This is a genomic window from Streptomyces sp. ISL-43 (genome assembly GCF_018614195.1).
Classification (GTDB): Bacteria; Actinomycetota; Actinomycetes; order Streptomycetales; family Streptomycetaceae; genus Streptomyces.
In genome coordinates this window covers 117,522-136,773 of sequence record NZ_JAGGOT010000048.1, presented here as the reverse complement: position 1 = coordinate 136,773, position 19,252 = coordinate 117,522, and the positions used below count along the sequence as shown (strand labels likewise).

Below are 19,252 nucleotides of genomic sequence, written 5' to 3'. Positions count from 1 at the left end.
ATTCGGAAAGACTCGTCTAGTAGTACATGAACGCCGGGATCAGGCCGCCGCCGCTGGCATTCGGGATCGCTACCAGCTCGCCCGCCCCGACGCCCGCGCGATTCGCGGCGGAGACCACGTCGTAGACTGAGCCGTAGTTGCCCATCCAGTGCCACGAGGGGTCCGCCCGATTCTGGGCTTTGCAGGCTGTGAGGAGCTTGGTGCCTTCCTGGACGGTGAGGACTTGGTCGGATCGCGGCACGTAGCAGCCGGAGTTCGACGTTGTCGGCGCCTTCGGCGCGGGTGCGGCGGAAGCAGGAATCGCCAGGCCGATGAGCAGCGCGGCGGGAGCGGCCGCGGCGGCGAGGACGCGATGTCGGTTCATGGTTGACCTCCCTGGAGATAACCACCTGCTCGGATAGCCGAGCATTAGACCGACCGTACGGTGGTCGGCGCCACATCGGCCATCCGGGTGCGTCCGTTCGGGTGATGGCGCCGTCTCACGCGAGTGGCCGGGGCCAGGGAGGCGAGCAGGGAGCGGCGGCCCGCGCGGGTCCGGGCGACCGCCTGCCAGTCCACAGACGGACGGGTGAGCGGCAGCAGGGCGACATCCCTCGGCGGATTCCCTGATAGGACCTACCGAGGCTCCATCCGGCAGACTCGGTGCCCGGTAGCCGCCAGCAGGTGAGCACTCTCTTTTCCCTGGACGTCGAGTCCTGTTGACAGATCGTGCCCTGCTGGTCGGCCAGGAGCGAAATCCCTGATGGGATGTCGTGCCCGCCCAGTCGTGGCGTGAGCACAGCCTTATTACCGACTTCGGCTTCTCAGGGTGCGGCTGGTGTGTCGAGGGTCAGGCCGGTGCCGGCTATGAAGCCGTCGAGGGTGTGGGGCCGGTATTGAAGGCGTTTGAGGCGGTTGCGGACGAGGACTTCAAGTCGATCGAGGGCCATGACGGCGAGGTTGGCGAGGCTGCGTTTGACGTGGGCCCATACCCACTCGACGGGGTTCAGGTCGGGTGAGTAGGCGGGCAGCAGGAACACGGTCAGCCATTCACGCTCGGCCACGAATTCCCGCATCCTGCGGGAGACGTGGGTGTTCAGGCGGTCCCAGACCAGCACGATCGGTGCCCTGACGAGCTGGTGGACACCATCTACCAGCGCGATGAAGTCCCGCTCGCCCATGCTGCGACGTGAGTCCTTGCCCGCGGCGTGGGTCCGAAGGCGGTGACACAGCCGGGTCCGGGAACCCGGACGCATCGCGATCAGCCCGGCCACCGACAGCCGTCCGGAACGCCGGCCGCTGATAGTGACGACCGGAGTCACTCCGCGCCGGCCCCAGGTCCGTCCCCGGGGCGGCCTACGGGTGAACCCGGCTTCGTCCTCGAAGCAGACGTAGCCCCCGCAGGCCGCCCTTTTACCTCCGCCCAGGTCACCTCCCGCCACGCGGTGACGGACTGCTCGTCGCGTTCGGCCACCCGCCGGGCGGGGACCTGCGGGCTGAAGCCGAGCCGGTGCATCAACCGGGTGGCGCCGGAGACGCTGTAGGAGACGTGGAACTTCCTGCCGATCAGCGTGGCCACCCTCGACGCGGTCCACACCTGGTCCTCCACCCAGCCATGCGCGGCCGGACCCTGCTCCAGATACGCGGCCAGCTTCTCCAGACACCCCGAGGACAGACGGCACCGCGACCCACTCGGACCGTGGGAGGCCAGAGCCTGAACACCGCCGTCCCGCCACAACTGGTGCCATTGATAGGCCGACTTCACGCTCACCCGAAGCCGCCGTGCGACTTCCGACGGCTTGATCTTCCGCTCGAACAGCTCGACCGCCTGCATCCGTACCGTCTCCCGGCGCCGACGTCCCGTAGGAGGCAGCCCGCCCCCATCCGCATATCTCACACATCACGGATACAGCCACCCACCCACACCCATCAGGGACTTCGCAAAGAATCACCCCAACGAGCTGAAGTCAGTAATGGCTGTACCGCTGGTCCCCATGGCCGGGCATGGGCGCCATGTTCTTCGCTGTGCTCGCCGTCGCCGGGCAGATCGAGCGTAATTACATCCGGGAGAAAACCCTCGAAGGCCAGGTCACCGCAGCAGCCAAGGGCAACCACGGCGGACGGCCGAAGGTCATCGACGATGACATGCTCACCTTCGCCGTCGCGCTCAAGGACAAGGGCGTCCCCGTCCCCAAGATCGCGAAGAAGCTGACCATCAAGACCGGGAAGAACGCCGGCAAGAACCCCTCAGTCGCCTCGCTCTACCGGGCGCTGGCCGAAGCCGAGGAGGCCGCGGCGGACGACGGCCTGCCGCTGCGGCCCAAGCCCGTCCGCGTCCGCCGGCCAGAAGACCCACTCACCCCCGAGGAGATCGGCCTCCGCGCCCGTCTCCAGACCCAGCCCCACCCGAACACGGAAATCCGCAGCTAGACCCTTCTAGGCCCTCTCTTCGGATCCAGCCGGGCTCGGGCGACCCTTCCGGATCCGGCCGGGCCCGGCCGTCTCCGCCGGGCTCAGCCGCGCCGGAGCAGGTACGTGTCCATGATCCAGCCCTTGCGGGTGCGGGCCTCGGCGCGCAGCTCCTCGATCCGCCCGGCGACCTCCGCCAGCTTCCCCGAGACCAGGATCTCGTCGGGCGTGCCGACGTAGGCCCCCCAGTAGATGTAGAGGTCCTGGTCGAGGTGGGCGGTGAAGGCGTGCCGGGCGTCCAGCATCACCACCGCGTCGTCCACGTCTGCCGGCCAGCCCTCCGCGAGCCGGCGCCCGGTGGTGATCTGGACCGGGCGGCCCACCCGGTTGAGGTTGGTGCGGTGCCGCGCCAGCAGCGAGGAGATGCTGCTGATGCCGGGCACCACCTCGTGCTCGAAGGCGACCCGGCCCTTCTCCAGCACCTCGTCGAGGATCGCGAGGGTGGAGTCGTAGAGGGACGGGTCGCCCCACACCAGGAACGCCCCGGTCTCGCCCTCCGCCATGTCCTCGGCGATGAACCGCTCGAAGAGCTCGGCCCGCGCGCTGCGCCAGCCGTCCACGGTGGGGGTGTAGTCGGCGGGGGTCCGGTCGCGGTCGGGGTCGCGGCCCTCCACCAGCCGGTGTCCGGGGCGTGCGTGCGCGTCGAGCATCGCGCGCCGCAGCCCGGTCAGATCCGCCTTCTCCTCGCCCTTCTCCAGGATGAGGAATGCGTCCGCCGCGCCGATCGCCTTGACCGCCTGGAGGGTCAGGTGGTCCGGGTCGCCCGCGCCTATGCCGATCACTGAGAACTTCTTCACCCGGCTATTCTGCCCGTCATGCGTGTCGCCCTGTTCGTCACCTGCGTCAACGACGCTCTTTACCCCCGTACGGGCATCGCAGTCGTCCGCCTCCTGGAGCGGCTCGGGGTGAGCGTGGACTTCCCGGCCGCGCAGAGCTGCTGCGGGCAGCCGCAGTACAACACCGGCTACCGGCGCGAGGCCGAACCGCTGGTGCGCCGCACCGCAGAGGCCTTCGCCGGGTACGCGTACGTGGTCACCCCGTCGGGCTCCTGCGCCGCCATGATCCGTGCCCACTACCCCCGGATCGGGCGCGCCGCCGAGGCGGAGGGGCGGGGCGGCGCGCTGGCCGAGCTCGCCGAAGGCCTCGTACCGCGCGTGTACGAGCTCACCGAGTTCCTGGTCGACGTCCTCGGGGTGACGGACGTGGGCGCGTACTTCCCGCACACCGTCACCTACCACCCGTCCTGCCACGGCCTGCGGGCCCTCGGGCTCGGGGACCGGCCCGCGCGGCTGCTGGCGGCGGTGCGCGGTCTGGAACTGCGCGAGCTGCCCGGCGCCGAGGAGTGCTGCGGCTTCGGCGGGACCTTCGCCGTCAAGAACCCGGACGTGTCCGCCGCGATGGGCACCGACAAGATCGGCAACGCGGTGGCGACGGGCGCGGAGGTGCTCTGCGGGGCCGACAACTCCTGCCTCGCCCACCTGGACGGCGTCCTGCGGCGCGAGGGCGCCCCGCTGCGGGCGCTGCACCTCGCCGAGATCCTGGCCTCGACCGAGGAGGAACCGCTGCGATGACCGGCACGTATCTCGGAATGCCGGCCTTCCCGGCCTCCCCGGACCTCCCCGTTCCCCCCGGCCTTCCCGCCTCCCCGAGCCCCGCCGGCCTCCCCGCTTTCCCGGCGGCCGCGGGCGAGGCGGTGGCGGACCCGGTGCTGCGCGCCAACCTCCGCCGCGCCACCCACACCATCCGCGACAAGCGGGCCCGCGCCGTCGCGGAACTGGCCGACTGGGACGAGCTGCGCGCCGCCGGCAAGGCGGTCAAGGACCACACCCTGCGCCATCTCGACCGCTACCTGCTGGAGTTGGAGGTCTCCGTCACCGCGGCGGGCGGCACCGTCCACTGGGCGGCCGACGCGGAGGAGGCCAACCGGATCGTGACGGATCTGGTCCTGGCCACCGGTGAGCGCGAAGTGGTCAAGGTCAAGTCCATGGCCACGCAGGAGATCGGCCTCAACGAGGCGCTGGAGGCCGCCGGCGTCGCCGCGTACGAGACCGACCTCGCCGAGCTGATCGTCCAGCTCGGCCACGACCGGCCCTCCCACATCCTGGTCCCCGCCATCCACCGCAACCGGGCCGAGATCCGGGACGTCTTCGCCGCGGAGATGGGCGGCTGGGGCCGGCCGGCACCGGAAGGACTCGGCGACGACCCGCGCGAACTGGCCGAGGCGGCCCGCCTGCACCTGCGCGAGAAGTTCCTGCGCGCCAAAGTCGCCGTGTCCGGCGCAAACTTCATGGTCGCCGAGACCGGGACCGTGGTCGTCTTCGAGTCCGAGGGCAACGGCCGGATGTGCCTGACCCTGCCCGAGACCCTGATCTCGGTGGTCGGCATCGAGAAGGTCATCCCGACCTTCCGGGACCTGGAGATCTTCCTCCAGACGCTGCCGCGCTCCTCGACGGCCGAGCGGATGAACCCGTACACGACGATGTGGAGCGGCACCACGGACGGCGACGGCCCCGCCGTCTTCCACCTCGTCCTCCTCGACAACGGCCGCACCGACACCCTCGCCGACGAGGTGGGCCGCCAGGCCCTGCGCTGCATCCGCTGCTCCGCCTGCCTGAACGTCTGCCCGGTGTACGAGCGCGCGGGCGGCCACGCCTACGGCTCCGTCTACCCGGGCCCGATCGGCGCCATCCTCAGCCCCCAACTGCGCGGCACCGGCAGCGAGATCGACGCCTCGCTGCCCTACGCCTCCACCCTGTGCGGGGCCTGCTACGAGGTCTGCCCGGTGGCCATCGACATTCCCGAGGTCCTCGTCCACCTCCGCGAACGGGTGGCCCAGGGCGGGCCGGTGACCCGCGAGGGCATCCGCGTCCGGATCCGCCCGGCCCACGGCCACGCCGCCGAGCGGGCCGCCATGCGCGCGGCCCGGCTGCTGCTGGACCACCCGGGCGCGCTGCGCGCGGGGGAGCGGCTGCTGGCCAGGGCCCGGCGGCTGCGGCCGCGCCGGCTGCCGGGGCCGGGGCGGGCCTGGACGGACAGCCGCGAGCTGCCGGAGCTCCCGGCGCAGTCGTTCCGCGACTGGTGGGCGGCGCGGGAACGGGAACGGGGCGGGCGCGCGTGAGCAGCAGGGACCGCATCCTGGGCCGCATCCGCCGGGCGACGGCGGACGGCTACCCCGACCCCGACCCGGTCATCCCCCGGGACTACCTCCAGGTCCACGGCGCCCGCACCCCGGCCGGGAGGGCGGACCTCCTCGCCGCCAACCTCGCCGAGTACCGAGCGAAGGTGCACCGGGTCGACGAGGACGGCATCGCCATGCTGCTGATGCGGCTCCTCGCCGAGCGGGGCGCCGAGTCGGTCCTCGTACCGGCCGGGCTGCCCCCGTACTGGCTCGCGGCCGCCGACCCGACCCGGATCCACGACCGGGCCGTCTCCACCCCCCGCCAACTGGACGCGGTGGACAGCGTGGTGACCGGCTGCGCCCTCGCGATCGCCGAGACCGGCACGATCGTCCTGGACGGCGGACCCGGCCAGGGGCGGCGGCGGATCACGTTGATCCCGGACCACCACATCTGCGTGGTGCGGGTCCCGGGCCAGGTGGTGGACTCGGTGCCGCAGGCGCTGCCGCTGCTGGACCCGACCCGCCCGCTGACCTGGATCTCCGGCCCCTCGGCCACGAGCGACATCGAGCTGGACCGGGTGGAGGGCGTGCACGGTCCCCGCACTCTGGAGGTCGTACTCCTCGGCGCACAATAGGCACCATGTCCGCACACATCGCCCTCACCGCCCTCGTGGTCCACGACTACGACGAGGCCATCGACTTCTACACCCGTGCCCTCGGCTTCGACCTCGTCGAGGACACCGCGCGCCCGGACGGCTCCCGGTGGGTCGTGGTCCGCCCGCGGGGCGCCGAGGAGTCCGCCCTGCTGCTGGCACGGGCCAAGGACGACGCCCAGCGCTCCCGGGTCGGCGACCAGACGGGCGGCCGCGTCGGCTTCTTCCTCTACACCGACGACTTCACCGCCGACCACGCCCGGATGACGGCCGAGGGCGTCCGCTTCCTGGAGGAGCCGCGCCACGAGCCGTACGGCTCGGTCGCCGTCTTCCAGGACTTCTACGGCAACCGCTGGGACCTCCTCCAGCCGGCGTAGACCCTGGCGGGGCGTGTCACGGGGGTGTCCGCCCGGGCCGACACCCCGGCGCCGGCCCCCGGCCGGCTGCTCAGGCGGGGTCGGGCCGGGCCCGTAGACGCGGCCGTGCTCAGGCGGGGCCGGGCCGGGCCGTCAGGTGCGGGGCCTCGGTCGCCGCGTCGACGGGCGCGCCGGCTTCCACGCGCCGCGCCAGCTCCCGGGCCCAGCGGACGAGCCCGGGCAGGTCCATCCCGTACGCGGGGCCGGTCCCGGGGGCGGCCGCGCCCCCGGCCTCGTCCCGTCCGGCCAGGACATCCGCTCCGCGGCGCAGCAGCCGCGCCCCGCCCACCGCGTTCCCGCGCGCCGCGTGCGTCAGCCCGACCGCCAGCTGCGCGAGCCCCCGCCACAGCGGAGCCTCCGCTTCGGGGCCGGACTTCCAGGCGTCCTCGAACACCTCGTGCGCGTGGAACGGCATCCCCGCGTCCAGCAGCCGCTGCGCCTGCGCGACGGTCTCGCCGGGCGTCCGGACCACCCCTTCGGCCTGCCGCTCCACCCCTTGCGCCCCGTAGGGCAGCGGCCGTCCCAGCCCGTCCCTCGGCCTGGCGCTCCGCGCCCGCCCTTCAGTGTCCCGATCCCGTGCGTTCACCCCCTCATCCTCCCTCCCGCCGATTACCGGTGCATGCACACCCCTCGTCGTGGGGTAATGTTCTGCATGTGCCGCCGGGACGGGGAAAGCCCAAGTGGGAAGCCTGGTCGGAAGCACAACGGGACGTGGCGCAGCTTGGTAGCGCACTTGACTGGGGGTCAAGGGGTCGCAGGTTCAAATCCTGTCGTCCCGACTCGAAAGAGTCGTAGATCAAAGGGTCGTTTCAGAGCAATCTGAAACGGCCCTTTGATCGTTTTCGGGGACTGCTGGGGGACCGGTGAGCACCCGAGCCCGGTGCCGGCCCCCCGCCCCCACGTGCGACGGCGTACTGTCCGGAGCCCCCGCGCGAACGCGCGCCGGCCGGTAAAAACACGTGGACTGCGCGGGCGCCCTCACGGGACACTGCGATTTCCGGAGTGTGGGCATTTCGCTCGAACCGAAGCTCCGTACGGCCACTGAGGTAATGGCGTCTCCTCGGAGAACACAGGGTTGGCATGGGATCGCCACAATCGCGTCACGTCACGCCGGGCAGGGGCTCGGTACGCCTCGTACTTCGCTACTACGGACGGGAGTTGGTCCGGCTCAAGCTGCTGGCGCTGCCGGCGATGCTGCTCCCGGCGCTGGGCAACATCGGCATCAACTACATCGCGCCGCTGGTCGTCGCGAAGCTCGTCGGACGCATCGCCGGGGACGGCGGCGGGGACGCCGTGCGCGGCGGTACGGGCTTCGGCTGGACGCTGCCGTACGTCCTCGGCTTCGCCGGAGTCCTGCTGCTCTCGGAGGGGCTGTGGCGCCTCGGACTGCACTGCCTGAACCGCCTGGACGCCCACGGAATCGAGCGCATGTACGTCATCGGCATGGACGAGCTGTTCGCCAAGGACGCCGCGTTCTTCCACGACAACTTCGCCGGGTCGCTGACCAAGCGGGTCCTGAGCTTCGCCTCCCGGTTCGAGGAGTTCGTCGACACGCTGACGTTCTCGGTCCTGGGCAGCTTCGTACCGCTGCTGTTCGGGTCGGTGGTGCTGTGGCAGTACGAACCGCTGCTCGTCGTGGGGCTCTTGGCGATGATCGTGCTGACGGCGCTGTGCGTGGTGCCCCTCATCCGCCGCCGTCAGACGCTCGTCGACCAGCGCGAGGAGGCGATCGCCCGGGTGTCGGGCCACGTCGCCGACAGCCTGATGAACATGGACACGGTCCGGGCGTTCGCCGCCGAGCGGAGCGAGGCCGCCGAGCACCGGTCCCGCGTCGCGGCGTCGCGGCGGCTCATGTTGAGGTCGTGGGACTACGGCAACCTGCGCATCGACACGCTGGTCGCGCCGATGTCCGTACTGACCAACGCGCTGGGTCTGCTGCTGGCGGTCGCGCTCGCCGGGGGCGGACACGGCGTGGAGGCGGTCGTGGTCGCCTTCACGTACTACACCAACGCGACGCGGATCATGTTCGAGTTCAACCAGATCTACCGCCGCCTGGAGAGCTCGATGACGGAGGCCGCGCAGTTCACCGAACTGCTGCTGAAGCCGCCGACCGTACTCGATCCCGTGACCCCGGAGCCGCTGCGGTCCCGGGCCGCCGACGTCCGCTTCGAGCAGGTGACCTTCGCGCACGGGGGTGCGGAGCCGCTCTTCGAGGGACTGGAGCTGGCCGTGCCCAGCGGGGCGAAGGTCGGTCTCGTCGGCCGGTCCGGCGGGGGCAAGACCACGCTCACCCGGCTGCTGCTGCGGATGACGGACATCGACGCCGGCCGGATCCTGATCGGCGGGCAGGACATCAGCAGGCTGCGTCAGGCCGACCTGCGCAGCCTGATCGCCTACGTGCCGCAGGACCCGGCGATGTTCCACCGCACGCTGCGGGACAACATCGCGTTCGCCCGGCCGGACGCCACCGACACCGAGATCCGGCGCGCGGCCGAGGCGGCGCACGTCACGGAGTTCGCCGACGCGCTCGCCGACGGCTTCGACACCATGGTGGGCGAACGCGGCATCAAGCTGTCGGGCGGACAGCGCCAGCGGGTCGCCCTCGCCAGGGCGATCCTGCGCGACGCGCCGATCCTGCTGCTCGACGAGGCGACCAGCGCCCTGGACTCCGAGAGCGAGATCCTCGTCCAGGAGGCGCTGTGGCGCCTCATGGAGGGGCGGACGGCGCTCGTGGTGGCGCACCGGCTGAGCACCGTCGCCACCATGGACCAGCTCGTCGTCCTCGACCACGGACGGATCATCGAACAGGGCACGCACCACGAACTGCTCACCTCGGCCGGCGCTTACGCGAAGCTCTGGCAGCACCAGTCGGGCGGCTTCCTCGACGGCACCCCCACACGCTCCTGACCCGGCCGGGGCCGCATGGGCCCCGGGTTAGTGTGCGTAGGTGAGCATTCATGTCGTCATGGGATTCGGGCCCGCCGGGGCCGCCACCGCTCGGCTGCTGGCCGAACAGGGCCATTCCGTAAGGGTCGTCACCAGGTCGGGCCGAAGCCCGGAAGCGGGGATCGAGCACGTCGCGGTGGACGCGAGCGACCGCGAGCGGCTGGCCGAAGCCGTGAAGGGCGCGGACGCGATCTACAACTGTGCCGCGCCGCCCTACCACCGCTGGGTGAGCGAGTGGCCGCGGCTGGCCTCGTCGCTCTGCGCCGCGGCCGAGGAGACCGGGGCCGTACTGGTCATGCTGGGGAACCTCTACGGCTACGGGCCGGTGGACGGACCCATGACCGAGCAGCTGCCGCTCGCGGCGACCGGCTCCAAGGGGCGGGTCCGCGCCGCCGCTTGGGAGCGGGCGCGCGATCTGCACGAGCAGGGCCGCATCAAGGCGGTCGAGGTGCGGGCCTCAGACTTCTTCGGGCCCGGCGTGACCGAGGGCGGCCACCTGGCCGCGCGCGTCGTACCACCGCTGCTGCGCGGCAAGCCGGTCTCCACCCTCGGCGACCCGGACACCCCGCACAGCTGGACCTACCTCCCCGACGTGGCCAGGGCCCTGGTCGAGGTCGCGGGCGAGGAGCGGGCCTGGGGGCGGCCCTGGCACGTCCCGACGGGGCCCGCGCAGTCCGTCCGGGAGATGGCCGAACGCCTGGCCGCCCAGGCGGGAACGGGGCCGGCCGTGGTGCGCAGGATCCCCTCGGCCGTGCTGGGAGCGGCGGCGCTCTTCTCGCCGCTGCTTCGGGAACTGAAGGAAGTCCGCTACCAGTTCGAGCGTCCGTTCGTCGTCGACTCGAGCGCCTACGAGGCCGCGTTCACCGTACGGGCCACCCCCATCGACGAGCAGGTCGAGGCGACCGTGGACTGGTGGCGCGGGCGACTGGCGACCGCCGGGTGACATCTGCCCGGCGTCACCGGCCGGCGTCGACCGTGGCCTTCGGAGTGTTCCAGCCCGAGATCCTCAGGTGCGGGGCGGATCCGTGCAGGTCCGCGGTCCGGTAGGTCGCGGTCAAGGTGGCCGACTCGCCCGGCCAGAGGCTGACTTGGTTGTCCGACCAGCGGACGGGCAGGACCGGCGCGCCCCGGTCGTCGACGAGGTGGACGTCGGTGAGCAGGGCGGGCGCGCCGCCGCTGCCCGTGTGGCGCAGTGTGACGGTGGTGGTCGAGGTTCCGGCGGGGTCCGTGCCGGTCGTCGGTGTGGTCGCGGTCGTCGACGCCGTGGCGGACACCGGGGCCGGGGGCATGGAGCGCAGGCCCGTGAGGTCCGCGTAGCCGGTGGTGGGGGTGTGGTACCAGTCCGTGGCCGCGTAGTCGACGACGTCGGGCCGGGTCGAAAGCCAGTAGACGTTGCGGCTCACCTCACGGCCGTCCCCGTCGCTGAGGACCAGCCGCGCCAGATAGGTGGCGGGCAGTCCGTCCACCGCGGCGGGCAGGGTCAGTACGGTCGTCTTCGCGCCGTCGCCGCCGACCGCGAGCCCGCGCACGCTCCGGTCGTACTTGCTCACTCCGCCGGGGGTGAACAGGCTCACCCGCGCCGTCAGTCCGGACGCGGCGTCGTGCCGGCGGTTGACGACGGCCACCGTACGGTCGTCGTAGGAGTACTGGACGTGCAGGGGCTCGTTCGCCTTCTTCGCACCGAAGTAGGCACCACCCTGCAGCTTCAGCGTGGCGAACGTCCGCGACGGGGAACGGTGGTACTGCCGTGCGGAGGGGTCCCGCCAGAGAGCCTCCAGCTCGGCGGCGGACATCATGCGGCGCAGGGTGTCGAGCGTGTGAATGGAAGGCCCGGCGCTGGTCTCGGAGTTGAAGCCGGTGGCCCCGCCCTCGCGCTTGTCGTACCAGTAGCGGGGCGGCACCCAGTCGTAGGGACCGGTCATCCGCATCCCCGAAGCGCCGGTCAGCGGCGCCGACGCGGCGGTGGCGGCGGACACCACCGGCGTACGCCAGTCGGCGGCCCGCAGCGCGTCCACGTACCCCCGCTCGATCTCCGCGTCCGGCGCGAAATCGCTGCCGATGAGGAAGGAGGAGACGCTGGGGTGTCCGCGCAGGCGGGCTGCCTCGCCGGCCATGGAAGCGGCGGCGACACGGTAGTCGTCCTCCTCCCAAGCCTCCCCGGCCTCCGTGCCGTTGACCTCTCCCTCCCACTTGCCGCAGCACTGCCAGCCCGGCAGCGTGAGGATCCCCTACCGGTCGGTGAGGTCGAAGAACTCGTCGGGCTCGATGTGCCCTTCCAGACGCAGGGTGTTGAGCCCCAGGTCGAGGGCGTACTTCAGCCGGTCCTCGACGTACGTGCGGTCCCATCGCAGGAACTCGTCGGCGACCAGCCGCCGCCCCGGATGAGCAGGGGGCGGCCGTTGACCTGGTACTGGCGGGCACCGTCCTTGTCGAGCGGGGCCCGCACTTCGCGGATGCCGAAACGCTGCCCGGCCGTGTCGGAGACCGCGCCCGACACCGTGGCCGTCAGCCGCAGGTCGTACAGCTCCTGCCCTCCCATGCCGGCCGGCCACCACACGCGGGGCGAGGCCAGGTGGAGGCGAGGATGGCCGGCCGGGGTGAAGGCGACGGTCTTCGTCTCGTGGGCGCGCAGCGTCACCTCCTGGCGGAAGGAGGCCTGCGCGCCGTCGATGTCCCCGGACACCGTGACGGTGACGGGCGCGGCCGAGTCGTTGCGGACCCGGGTCTTGACGGTGAGGTCGGCGGTGCCGAGGGACGGCAGGGTTGTTGGGGCGGATCCGGAAGGCCGCGGTGTTGGCGCCCTTGCGGACGAGAGAGGTGATGTCGAGCTCGTGGTGGGTGTACGCGCCGGTCACCTCGGAGGCGGTGGCGACCTGCTTGCCGTTGACGAACACGTCCGCCGCGGAGATCACCCCGCTGAAGTCCAGGTAGGTGCGGGCGGTGGTGTCGGCGACGGAGAACTCGGACCGGAACCACCAGGGGACGGCGAACTCGGCTGCAGGGATGCCCTGTTGGTTGGTGGAGTAGAAGGGGTCGGGATACGTGCCGTGTGCGATGAGGGCCGCGAGCACGGTCGAGCGCGGCCCGGCCCGGTACCAGCCCTTCGCGCCGTAGCCGGGCGTGGAGACGGCGGCCGCCGTGTCGGGGACGCGGGCCGTCGACTGGACGGCGTAGCCCGACAGCGGGGTGGCGCTCCCGGGGGCCGCGGCGACGGCTGTCACCGGGACGCCGGACGTCGACCCCGGAGGCGGAGCCGGTCGCGGGGCGGCGGGAGCCGGTCCGGCGGCGGTCAGCGCGCACAGCAGTCCGAACACGGCCAGCAGGAGCAGCCGGGCGCGGACGCGGGCCTGGGCTCGGTCGTGGACTCGGGCGCGAAGGCGGGCGCGGACCGGTCGGTGGTGGAGCACGGCGCTCTTCGGTGAGGCTGGGCGTCACGTAACGCCCCGACGTTAGCCCCGCGCCGGGCCCGGGGGCGGGGCGGCGCGCACGCGGGGCCGGAAGCTCCGGACGAACCCTAAGATGGGAACATGAGTGCGAATGTTCATGCGGGTCCCGGCGAGGACAAGGCGCGGCCGCCCCTGGGCCCTGGCCTGACCGGCGCCGAGCTGGCGCGCTGGTACTGGACGCTGGCCGAACTGTCCGCACTGGCCCGGGAGATGGGGCTGTCCGCCGGAGGCGGCAAGGTAGCCGTCACGGCGCGGATCGCCGCCGCCCTGGACGGGACCCCCGCCCGGCGGCCCGCCGCACCGGCCGCCGGCTCGCCGCACCCGTCGACGCGGACTCCGTCATCCCGCCGGGCCAGCGGTGCAGCCAGGTGCTCAGGGAGTACTTCACGCGGGAGATCGGGCCCGGCTTCCACTTCGACGCCTTCATGCGGGAGTACGTGGCCCAGGGCGCGGGCCGCACCCTCGCCGAAGCCGTGGCCCACTGGCACGCCACCCGCGCCCGGGCGGCGGAGCCCCAGGGGATCGGCACCCGGTTCGAACTGAACCGCTTCCTCCGCGACTGGCACGCCCGCCACCCCAGGGGGCCCGCTCGCAGGCCCTGGCGGCCTGGCGCGCCCACCGTTCCAGGCCCCGGAGTGGAGACCCCGCGGCCGGGCGCGGCTGAGGGCCGGGCTGGACCGGGCCGAGCCGGTCGGCTGCCCGGGCTTGGGGTTCCCCGTCACCGTCGCGCCGCGGTGCCCTCCGGGGCGGCCGGCTCCGGGAGGCGGCGGGCCAGGGCCCAGGCCAGCAGGGGGAGTACGGCCAGGGGGAGCAGGGCGGTGCGCAGCGAGGCGGCGTCGGCCGCGGCGCCGATGAGGGGGCTCGCGAGGCCGCCGACGCTGACGGTCAGGCCCAGGGTGACCCCGCTCGCGGTGCCCATGCGCGTCGGCAGGTAGTCCTGGCCCAGGGTGACCTGCAGGGAGAACGGGGCGTACAGCGCGGCCGCGGCCAGCGCCGAGCAGACGTACACCAGGGGCAGCGGGAGGAAGAGGATCCCGGCGATGGCGGGCACCGCCGCCGCGTACGAGCGGTGGACGGTTATGACCCGGCCCCAGCGGGCGGCCAGCCGGCCGCCGAGGAGGGTGCCGCCGGCGCTCCCCGCGAAGAGGGCGAACAGGGCCACCGCTCCGGCGGTCTCGCCACCGCCGCGCTCGCGGACGTACAGGGCGATGAAGGTGCTCAGGCCTATGAAGACCACCGAGCGAACGACGACCACGAGGGAGAGACGCAGGAACGCCCGCCAGTCGTCGCGGGGTTGGGGCGCTCGCGCAGGGGCTGTCACCCGGCTCCCTTCCAAACGTTTCGCGGAGGGAGGCCAGTTGAGGAACACGCCGATCGCGGCCGGGAGGGCCAGCAGCCACCAGCCCGCCGGCCCCGGCAGCGCCAGCGCCGCCACGACCAGGAGCGGTGCGCAGGCGAATCCGATGTTGCCGCCGAGTGCGAACCAGCTCATCGCACCGTGCCCCGAGCCGCCCATCGTGCGGACCAGCCGGGCGGCCGCCGGGTGGTAGGCGGCGACGCCCAGCCCGGACAGTGCGACCGCGGCGAGTGTGGCCGGGTACCCAGCGTCGAGCCCGACCAGCGCCACGCCCAGTCCGGCGGCGGCGGTGGCCAGCGGTATCAGCCAGGGCATCGGCCACCGGTCGGTCAGCGCGCCGAACAGCGGCTGGACCACCGAGGAGAGCAGGGAGGCGGCCAACACGACGCCGGACGCGGTGGCGTACCCGTACGCCCGCTCGGAGACGAGGAAGGGGACGAGCGCGGCGACGGCGCCCTGGTAGACGTCCACGCACGAGTGGCCGGCCGAGAAGGCGGCCGTGCGCAGCCGGCCCGGGGGGCCGGACGGCGCATGCGCACGCGGTGTCGGAACGGACGCGGAAAGGGGTGTAGTCGAGGTCACCGGTCGAGGATCGCTCTCGCCCGGAGCGGCCCGCTTCCGATAAATTGCCGGGTGATGCAGAAAATCCGCCACACCCCGCGCGCGGCGACGAACGTCCGAGAGCTCGACACCCACAACGGCATCGATCCGCACCGCCACGACGACCACCAGATCTGCTACGCCGGATCCGGGGTGCTGTCCGTCACCACGGACGCCGGCACCTGGGTCGCGCCGTCCACCCGCGCGCTGTGGATCCCGGCCGGGACGGTGCACGAGCACCGCGCGTTCGGCCGCGCCGACCTGCACTGCGTGGGCCTGCCGACCCACGTCAACCCGCTCTCCCTCTCGGCCCCCGCGGTCCTCGCCGTGGGCCCTCTGCTGCGCGAGCTGATCCTGGCGTACACCCGGGCCCCCGAGGACGGCAGCGCGGAGCGGCGCCGGATGCTGGGCGTACTGCTCGACCAGTTGCGGGCCTCGCCGCTCCAGCCGCTGCACCTGCCCGCCCCGGCCGATCCCCGGCTGGCCGCCGTCTGCGCACTGCTGCACACCGATCCGGCGGATCCCCGCGGCCTGGCGGAGCTCGCCGCGGCGGCGGGCGCCGGGGCCGGGGAGCGCACGCTGAGCCGGCTGTTCCGCGCCGAGCTGGCCATGACGTTCCCCCAATGGCGCACCCAGCTGCGCCTGCACCACGCCCTGCGCCTGCTGGCCGTCGGCACCCCGGTGACGGCGGTGGCCCACCGCTGCGGCTGGTCCTCGGCGAGCGCCTTCATCGACGTCTTCCGCCGCTCCTTCGGCCACACCCCGGGCACCCACACCAAGGAGTAGCCCCCTTCGAGAGCCGGGTCAGGCAGGATCGGGCAGGGTGTGAACGGGCTGGATCGCGCTGGACTTGCCCGCCCTCACAACCCGGGCCGCGCCCGATCCATACTTGCCGGGTGATGAGCGACGACGACAGCGTGCTGTGTTCCCTCGACGGGCGGGCCGGGGTGATCACCCTCAACCGGCCCAGGGCACTGAATGCCCTGACCCACCCCATGGTGCTGCGCATCCACGAGGCGCTGGCCGGGTGGGAGGGGGATCCGGGCGTCGAGCAGGTGGTGATCCGGGGGGCCGGTGAGCGCGGGCTGTGTGCCGGTGGGGACATTCGGGCCATCCATGACGATGCCAAGGCCGGGACCGGGGCCTCCGTCGGGTTCTGGCGCGACGAGTATCGGCTCAACGCGTACATCGCCCGCTACCCCAAGCCCTACGTCGCCCTCATGGACGGCATCGTGATGGGCGGCGGGGTCGGTGTGTCCGCACACGGCAGCGTCCGTGTCGTCACCGAACGCTCCCGTGTCGCCATGCCCGAGACCGGCATCGGCTTCGTCCCGGACGTCGGCGGGACCCATCTACTCGCCCGCGCGCCCGGGCGGCTCGGTACGCATCTCGCCCTCACCGGCTCCGCGGTGGGGGCCGCCGACGCGCTGCTGTGCGGGCTCGCCGACCACTTCGTGCCCGCCGGCCGGCTGCCCGCGCTGACCGCCGAGCTCGCCGGCGCCCCGGCCCGCGAGGTGCTGCCGCGCTACGCCGCCGCGCCCGAGCCGGGCCGGCTCGCCGAGTGGCGGGGCTGGATCGACCACTGCTACGCGGCCGACACCGTCGAGGAGATCGTGGACCGGCTGCTCGGGTACGGGGACCCCGCGGCCAAGGAGGCCGCCGAGACGATCCTCGGCAAGTCCCCGACGGCCCTGAAGGTGACCTTGGAGTCCCTCCGCAGGGCCGCCGCCCTCGGTGCTCTGGAACCGGTGCTGGAGCAGGAGTTCCGGGTCTCCTGCAACGCTCTGGCCTCGCCCGATCTGGTGGAGGGCGTTCGGGCGCAGGTCATCGACAAGGACCGCAGCCCGCGCTGGACCCCGGCCACCCTCGGCGAGGTCACCGAGGAGGACGTGGCCCGCTTCTTCGTCGCAGCCCCGCTCGGGTAGGCGGCTACCGGGTCGCGGGGGTCGCGGGGGTCGCGGCATCGAGGGACAGTACGGCCGCGGCCTCGGCGTCCACCCAGTCCACGACTTCGACGATCACGCCGTTGGGGTCGGACACCAGGAACACGCGCTCGCCCCAGGGCTCCACGCGCGGCTCCATGGCGATCGTGACCCCCTCCGCGCGCAGTCGCTCGTACTCGGAGGGCAGGTCGGCCACGGTGAACGCGAGGAGCACGCCGGCGGCGCGCTGCTCGCGCAGATCCTCGGGGAGTACCTCCAGGCCGCGCCGTACGAAGATCACATTCGGGCCGTCGGGGTGGGACAGGGAGGCGAACCCGTCGGCCGCCATCGTCTCCTGGAATCCGAAATGCCTGGTCAGGAAGGCGGAAGAGAGGGTGACGTCGTCGACGGTCAGGCATGTGGCCGTGCTTGCGATCCGCATGGGTTTCCTCCTGTTATCGTGGCTCGGAGTTTCACTATACATAGTATTCTATACGGCGTAGAAGGTTAATGCCGTGGGGGCTGCCGGAAGGCAGGAAGGGGCCGGGCATGGCGAAGGACCGCAGCGGGGCGGGCGACCCCGTCCGCACGCTGGAGCTGCTGTGGCGCGAGCCGGGGCAGGGAGCGCCCAGCGGGCGGCGCGGCCCCCGGCAGGGGCTGACCGTGGACGCCGTCGTCGACGCCGCGATCGCGCTCGCCGACGAGGCGGGGGGCGCCGACCGCGCGGGGCTGGCCGCGCTGACCATGCGGGCGCTGGCCCAGCGGCTGGGCGTCACCCCCATGACCCTCTACACGTACGTCCCCGGCAAGGCCGAGCTGCTCGACCTGATGCTCGACGCGGCGTACCTGGCCATGGAGCGCGGCGAACCGGCCCCGGCCGACTCCTGGCGCGAGGGGATCACCCGCGTCGCCGACGACAACCGCGCCCTGCTCCTGCGGCACCCGTGGATCGCCGAACTGTCCGTCACCCGGCCCCCGCTGGGCCCCGGGGTGATCGGCAAGTACGAGCACGAGCTCGCGGCCTTCGACGGAATCGGCCTCACCGACGTCGAGATGGACGCCGCCCTGACCCACCTCCTCGGCTTCGTCCACGCCAACGCCCTGGCCGCCGCCGACACCGCCGCCCACAACGCCCGCCAGAGCGACCAGGACTGGTGGGAGGCGAGCGCGCCCCTGCTGGAACGGGCCATGGACCCCGAGCGCTACCCCCTCGCCGGGCGGGTCGGCAGCGCGGTGGGCGCGTACGACCCGGAGACGGTCTGGGCCTTCGGCCTGCGCTGCCTCCTCGACGGGGTCGCCCGGCTGGTGGAGAAGCCGTAGTCCCCGATCGCCGGACAGCCCTTAGCGGTAGCCGGTCGTGTCCGCCGGACGGTCCGGGTCCTGGACCTCGACCATGTACCGCCAGGCGTCCGGCCGGCTGCCGTCGACGTCCGTGAAGCCGTAGACCCCGGCGAGCTGCCCGCTGGAGAGCGACTGCCCGTTCCAGCGGGACACCTGCGGGTCGGCGGCCAGCGCCGCGACCGCGCGGCCGACGTAGAACGGGGTCTCCGAGATGCCGAAGTGCGGGACCTTTTCCAGTGCGTCCCGCCAATTCGCCTCGGTGACACCGAAGTTGTCGAGCATCATCTCGGAGCGCAGCCAGCCGGGCGTCAGCGCCACCGCCGTCGCGCCGCGCGGGCCCACCTCGTGCCCGAGCGCGAACGCCATGCGCAGCACCGCCGACTTGGCGATGTCGTAGAAGAAGGAGACCCGGTAGCGGCTCGCGTTGTACTCCGCCGTGCCGTCCGTCATCTCCACCACCAGCCCGCCCGGCTCGCGCAGCAGGAGCGGGAGCGCGTAGTGGCTGGTGACGGCGTGGGTCTCCACCGCCAGCCGCAGCAGCCGCAGCCCCTTGTCGAGGTCGTGCTCCCAGACGGTGCTCTCCCACTCGAAGAGCAGCTCACCGCCCCAGATGTCGTTCACCAGCACGTCGAGGCGGCCCTGCTCGGCGTCGATCCGCTCCACCAGTGCCCGGACCTGCTCCGGCACCAGATGGTCCGCGACCACCGCGATACCCCGGCCGCCCGCCGCCGAGACCAGCTCGGCCGTCTCCTCGATCGTCTCCGGCCGGTCGTACTCCGAGCGCCGGCCCCGTGTGCTGCGCCCGCTCACGTACACGGTGGCGCCGCGCGCCCCCAGTTCGACCGCGATGCCCCGCCCCGCGCCCCGGGTCGCCCCGGCGACCAGGGCCACCCTGCTTTCGAGAGTCCGCCGTTCCTCAGCCATGACCGCGACCCTACGTCGCCCGCGCGCGGCCGGCGCGGGGCGGTGCGTCCGCGTCCGGGTGACCCCGCTTGGAGACGGGAC

At 72.7% G+C, this 19,252-nt stretch carries 20 protein-coding genes, 1 tRNA gene and 3 pseudogenes; 13 read left to right on the top strand and 11 right to left on the bottom strand.

Annotation, left to right across the window (positions count from 1 at the left end):
• Positions 1-16: 16 nt before the first annotated feature.
• From J7F03_RS26855 to J7F03_RS26845, 3 genes are all read right to left on the bottom strand, one after another.
• On the bottom strand, positions 17-364 hold the full coding sequence (locus tag J7F03_RS26855; RefSeq protein ID WP_214953823.1) for a hypothetical protein: 348 nt from the start codon (positions 362-364) through the stop codon (positions 17-19).
• A gap of 439 nt (positions 365-803) precedes the next feature.
• Positions 804-1,406 carry a transposase gene (locus J7F03_RS26850; RefSeq protein WP_251072551.1) on the bottom strand — a complete coding sequence of 201 codons (603 nt, stop codon included), beginning with the start codon at positions 1,404-1,406 and terminating at the stop codon, positions 804-806.
• A complete protein-coding gene (locus J7F03_RS26845; RefSeq protein WP_285440496.1) occupies positions 1,298-1,852 on the bottom strand; it encodes a winged helix-turn-helix domain-containing protein in 555 nt (184 codons plus the stop codon). The genes J7F03_RS26850 and J7F03_RS26845 overlap by 109 nt, the downstream gene beginning before the upstream one ends.
• Positions 1,853-1,992: 140 nt before the next feature.
• On the opposite strand from J7F03_RS26845, the gene J7F03_RS26840 reads away from it, so the two are divergent.
• Positions 1,993-2,409: a recombinase family protein gene (locus J7F03_RS26840; protein ID WP_214953819.1), complete on the top strand. Its 417-nt coding sequence runs from the start codon at positions 1,993-1,995 to the stop codon at positions 2,407-2,409.
• A gap of 83 nt (positions 2,410-2,492) precedes the next feature.
• On the opposite strand, the gene cobF is transcribed toward J7F03_RS26840, so the two are convergent.
• Positions 2,493-3,245: a precorrin-6A synthase (deacetylating) gene (gene cobF / locus J7F03_RS26835; protein WP_214953818.1), complete on the bottom strand. Its 753-nt coding sequence runs from the start codon at positions 3,243-3,245 to the stop codon at positions 2,493-2,495.
• Positions 3,246-3,263: 18 nt separating this feature from the next.
• Here cobF and J7F03_RS26830 point away from each other — a divergent pair, with 18 nt between their 5' ends.
• From J7F03_RS26830 to J7F03_RS26815, 4 genes are read left to right on the top strand one after another with little or no spacing between them, the layout of a single operon-like run.
• Positions 3,264-4,019 carry a (Fe-S)-binding protein gene (locus tag J7F03_RS26830; protein WP_214953816.1) on the top strand — a complete coding sequence of 252 codons (756 nt, stop codon included), beginning with the start codon at positions 3,264-3,266 and terminating at the stop codon, positions 4,017-4,019.
• On the top strand, positions 4,016-5,566 hold the full coding sequence (locus J7F03_RS26825) for a lactate utilization protein B (protein ID WP_214953814.1): 1,551 nt from the start codon (positions 4,016-4,018) through the stop codon (positions 5,564-5,566). Before J7F03_RS26830 ends, J7F03_RS26825 begins: the two co-directional genes overlap by 4 nt.
• Entirely contained in the window at positions 5,563-6,201 is a 639-nt protein-coding gene (locus tag J7F03_RS26820; RefSeq protein WP_214953812.1) for an LUD domain-containing protein, read from the top strand. The genes J7F03_RS26825 and J7F03_RS26820 overlap by 4 nt, the downstream gene beginning before the upstream one ends.
• A gap of 5 nt (positions 6,202-6,206) precedes the next feature.
• The gene (locus J7F03_RS26815) at positions 6,207-6,596 is read left to right on the top strand and encodes a VOC family protein (protein ID WP_214953810.1); all 390 of its coding nucleotides are present in this window, start codon (positions 6,207-6,209) and stop codon (positions 6,594-6,596) included.
• Positions 6,597-6,705: 109 nt separating this feature from the next.
• Here J7F03_RS26815 and J7F03_RS26810 read toward each other — a convergent pair whose 3' ends face one another.
• Positions 6,706-7,221 (bottom strand): DUF309 domain-containing protein, encoded by a 516-nt coding sequence (locus J7F03_RS26810; protein ID WP_308379981.1) that lies wholly within the window; start codon positions 7,219-7,221, stop codon positions 6,706-6,708.
• A gap of 119 nt (positions 7,222-7,340) precedes the next feature.
• Here J7F03_RS26810 and J7F03_RS26805 point away from each other — a divergent pair.
• The 3 genes from J7F03_RS26805 (at position 7,341) to J7F03_RS26795 (ending at position 10,524) form a co-directional block, all read left to right on the top strand.
• A tRNA-Pro gene (locus J7F03_RS26805) sits at positions 7,341-7,414 on the top strand.
• 301 nt (positions 7,415-7,715) lie between these two features.
• Positions 7,716-9,542, top strand: coding sequence for an ABC transporter ATP-binding protein (locus tag J7F03_RS26800; protein ID WP_214953806.1), 1,827 nt, complete (start codon positions 7,716-7,718; stop codon positions 9,540-9,542).
• Positions 9,543-9,582: 40 nt separating this feature from the next.
• Complete coding sequence (locus J7F03_RS26795; RefSeq protein WP_214953804.1) at positions 9,583-10,524, top strand: NAD-dependent epimerase/dehydratase family protein; 942 nt, start codon at positions 9,583-9,585, stop codon at positions 10,522-10,524.
• 13 nt (positions 10,525-10,537) lie between these two features.
• Here J7F03_RS26795 and J7F03_RS42760 read toward each other — a convergent pair whose 3' ends face one another.
• The 3 genes and pseudogenes from J7F03_RS42760 to J7F03_RS42750 all read right to left on the bottom strand — a co-directional run.
• A complete protein-coding gene (locus J7F03_RS42760) occupies positions 10,538-11,695 on the bottom strand; it encodes a hypothetical protein (RefSeq protein ID WP_374104397.1) in 1,158 nt (385 codons plus the stop codon).
• Positions 11,696-11,895: 200 nt separating this feature from the next.
• On the bottom strand, positions 11,896-12,342 hold the full coding sequence (locus tag J7F03_RS42755; RefSeq protein WP_374104398.1) for a hypothetical protein: 447 nt from the start codon (positions 12,340-12,342) through the stop codon (positions 11,896-11,898).
• Positions 12,323-12,802 (bottom strand): annotated as a pseudogene (locus J7F03_RS42750) (exo-beta-D-glucosaminidase); the annotation flags it as partial. The gene J7F03_RS42755 and the pseudogene J7F03_RS42750, both read right to left, overlap by 20 nt.
• Before the next feature lie 306 nt (positions 12,803-13,108).
• On the opposite strand from J7F03_RS42750, the pseudogene J7F03_RS42415 reads away from it, so the two are divergent.
• Together J7F03_RS42415 and J7F03_RS41380 are read left to right on the top strand one after the other, a co-directional pair.
• A pseudogene (locus J7F03_RS42415) lies at positions 13,109-13,267 on the top strand (hypothetical protein); the annotation flags it as partial.
• A gap of 128 nt (positions 13,268-13,395) precedes the next feature.
• Positions 13,396-13,458, top strand: a pseudogene (locus J7F03_RS41380) (hypothetical protein); the annotation flags it as partial.
• A gap of 287 nt (positions 13,459-13,745) precedes the next feature.
• Here the strand turns inward: J7F03_RS41380 and J7F03_RS26785 are convergent.
• Complete coding sequence (locus J7F03_RS26785) at positions 13,746-14,891, bottom strand: MFS transporter (protein WP_214953856.1); 1,146 nt, start codon at positions 14,889-14,891, stop codon at positions 13,746-13,748.
• Between the two features lie 129 nt (positions 14,892-15,020).
• On the opposite strand from J7F03_RS26785, the gene J7F03_RS26780 reads away from it, so the two are divergent.
• Both J7F03_RS26780 and J7F03_RS26775 read left to right on the top strand, forming a co-directional pair.
• Positions 15,021-15,770, top strand: coding sequence for a helix-turn-helix domain-containing protein (locus J7F03_RS26780; protein ID WP_214953802.1), 750 nt, complete (start codon positions 15,021-15,023; stop codon positions 15,768-15,770).
• Positions 15,771-15,883: 113 nt separating this feature from the next.
• Positions 15,884-16,909, top strand: a complete 1,026-nt coding sequence (locus J7F03_RS26775) for an enoyl-CoA hydratase/isomerase family protein (protein WP_214953799.1) — start codon at positions 15,884-15,886, stop codon at positions 16,907-16,909.
• 4 nt (positions 16,910-16,913) lie between these two features.
• Here the strand turns inward: J7F03_RS26775 and J7F03_RS26770 are convergent, their stop codons facing one another.
• Positions 16,914-17,348 carry a VOC family protein gene (locus J7F03_RS26770; protein WP_214953797.1) on the bottom strand — a complete coding sequence of 145 codons (435 nt, stop codon included), beginning with the start codon at positions 17,346-17,348 and terminating at the stop codon, positions 16,914-16,916.
• 107 nt (positions 17,349-17,455) lie between these two features.
• Between J7F03_RS26770 and J7F03_RS26765 the strand changes: the two genes are divergently transcribed.
• On the top strand, positions 17,456-18,226 hold the full coding sequence (locus J7F03_RS26765) for a TetR/AcrR family transcriptional regulator C-terminal domain-containing protein (protein ID WP_214953795.1): 771 nt from the start codon (positions 17,456-17,458) through the stop codon (positions 18,224-18,226).
• 21 nt (positions 18,227-18,247) lie between these two features.
• Here the strand turns inward: J7F03_RS26765 and J7F03_RS26760 are convergent, their stop codons facing one another.
• Positions 18,248-19,171, bottom strand: coding sequence for an SDR family oxidoreductase (locus tag J7F03_RS26760; protein ID WP_214953793.1), 924 nt, complete (start codon positions 19,169-19,171; stop codon positions 18,248-18,250).
• Between the last annotated feature and the right edge of the window lie 81 nt (positions 19,172-19,252).

Bases quoted from the DNA above. Each gene is read 5' to 3' on its own strand.
- J7F03_RS26775 (WP_214953799.1), top strand. From the start codon at position 15,884: ATGAGCGACGACGACAGCGTGCTGTGTTCCCTCGACGGGCGGGCCGGG.
- J7F03_RS26840 (WP_214953819.1), top strand. From the start codon at position 1,993: ATGTTCTTCGCTGTGCTCGCCGTCGCCGGGCAGATCGAGCGTAATTAC.
- J7F03_RS26815 (WP_214953810.1), top strand. From the start codon at position 6,207: ATGTCCGCACACATCGCCCTCACCGCCCTCGTGGTCCACGACTACGAC.
- J7F03_RS26830 (WP_214953816.1), top strand. From the start codon at position 3,264: ATGCGTGTCGCCCTGTTCGTCACCTGCGTCAACGACGCTCTTTACCCC.
- J7F03_RS26770 (WP_214953797.1), bottom strand. From the start codon at position 17,348: ATGCGGATCGCAAGCACGGCCACATGCCTGACCGTCGACGACGTCACC.
- J7F03_RS26855 (WP_214953823.1), bottom strand. From the start codon at position 364: ATGAACCGACATCGCGTCCTCGCCGCCGCGGCCGCTCCCGCCGCGCTG.
- J7F03_RS26780 (WP_214953802.1), top strand. From the start codon at position 15,021: ATGCAGAAAATCCGCCACACCCCGCGCGCGGCGACGAACGTCCGAGAG.
- J7F03_RS26800 (WP_214953806.1), top strand. From the start codon at position 7,716: ATGGGATCGCCACAATCGCGTCACGTCACGCCGGGCAGGGGCTCGGTA.
- J7F03_RS26760 (WP_214953793.1), bottom strand. From the start codon at position 19,171: ATGGCTGAGGAACGGCGGACTCTCGAAAGCAGGGTGGCCCTGGTCGCC.
- J7F03_RS26825 (WP_214953814.1), top strand. From the start codon at position 4,016: ATGACCGGCACGTATCTCGGAATGCCGGCCTTCCCGGCCTCCCCGGAC.
- J7F03_RS26765 (WP_214953795.1), top strand. From the start codon at position 17,456: ATGGCGAAGGACCGCAGCGGGGCGGGCGACCCCGTCCGCACGCTGGAG.
- J7F03_RS42760 (WP_374104397.1), bottom strand. From the start codon at position 11,695: ATGGCCGGCGAGGCAGCCCGCCTGCGCGGACACCCCAGCGTCTCCTCC.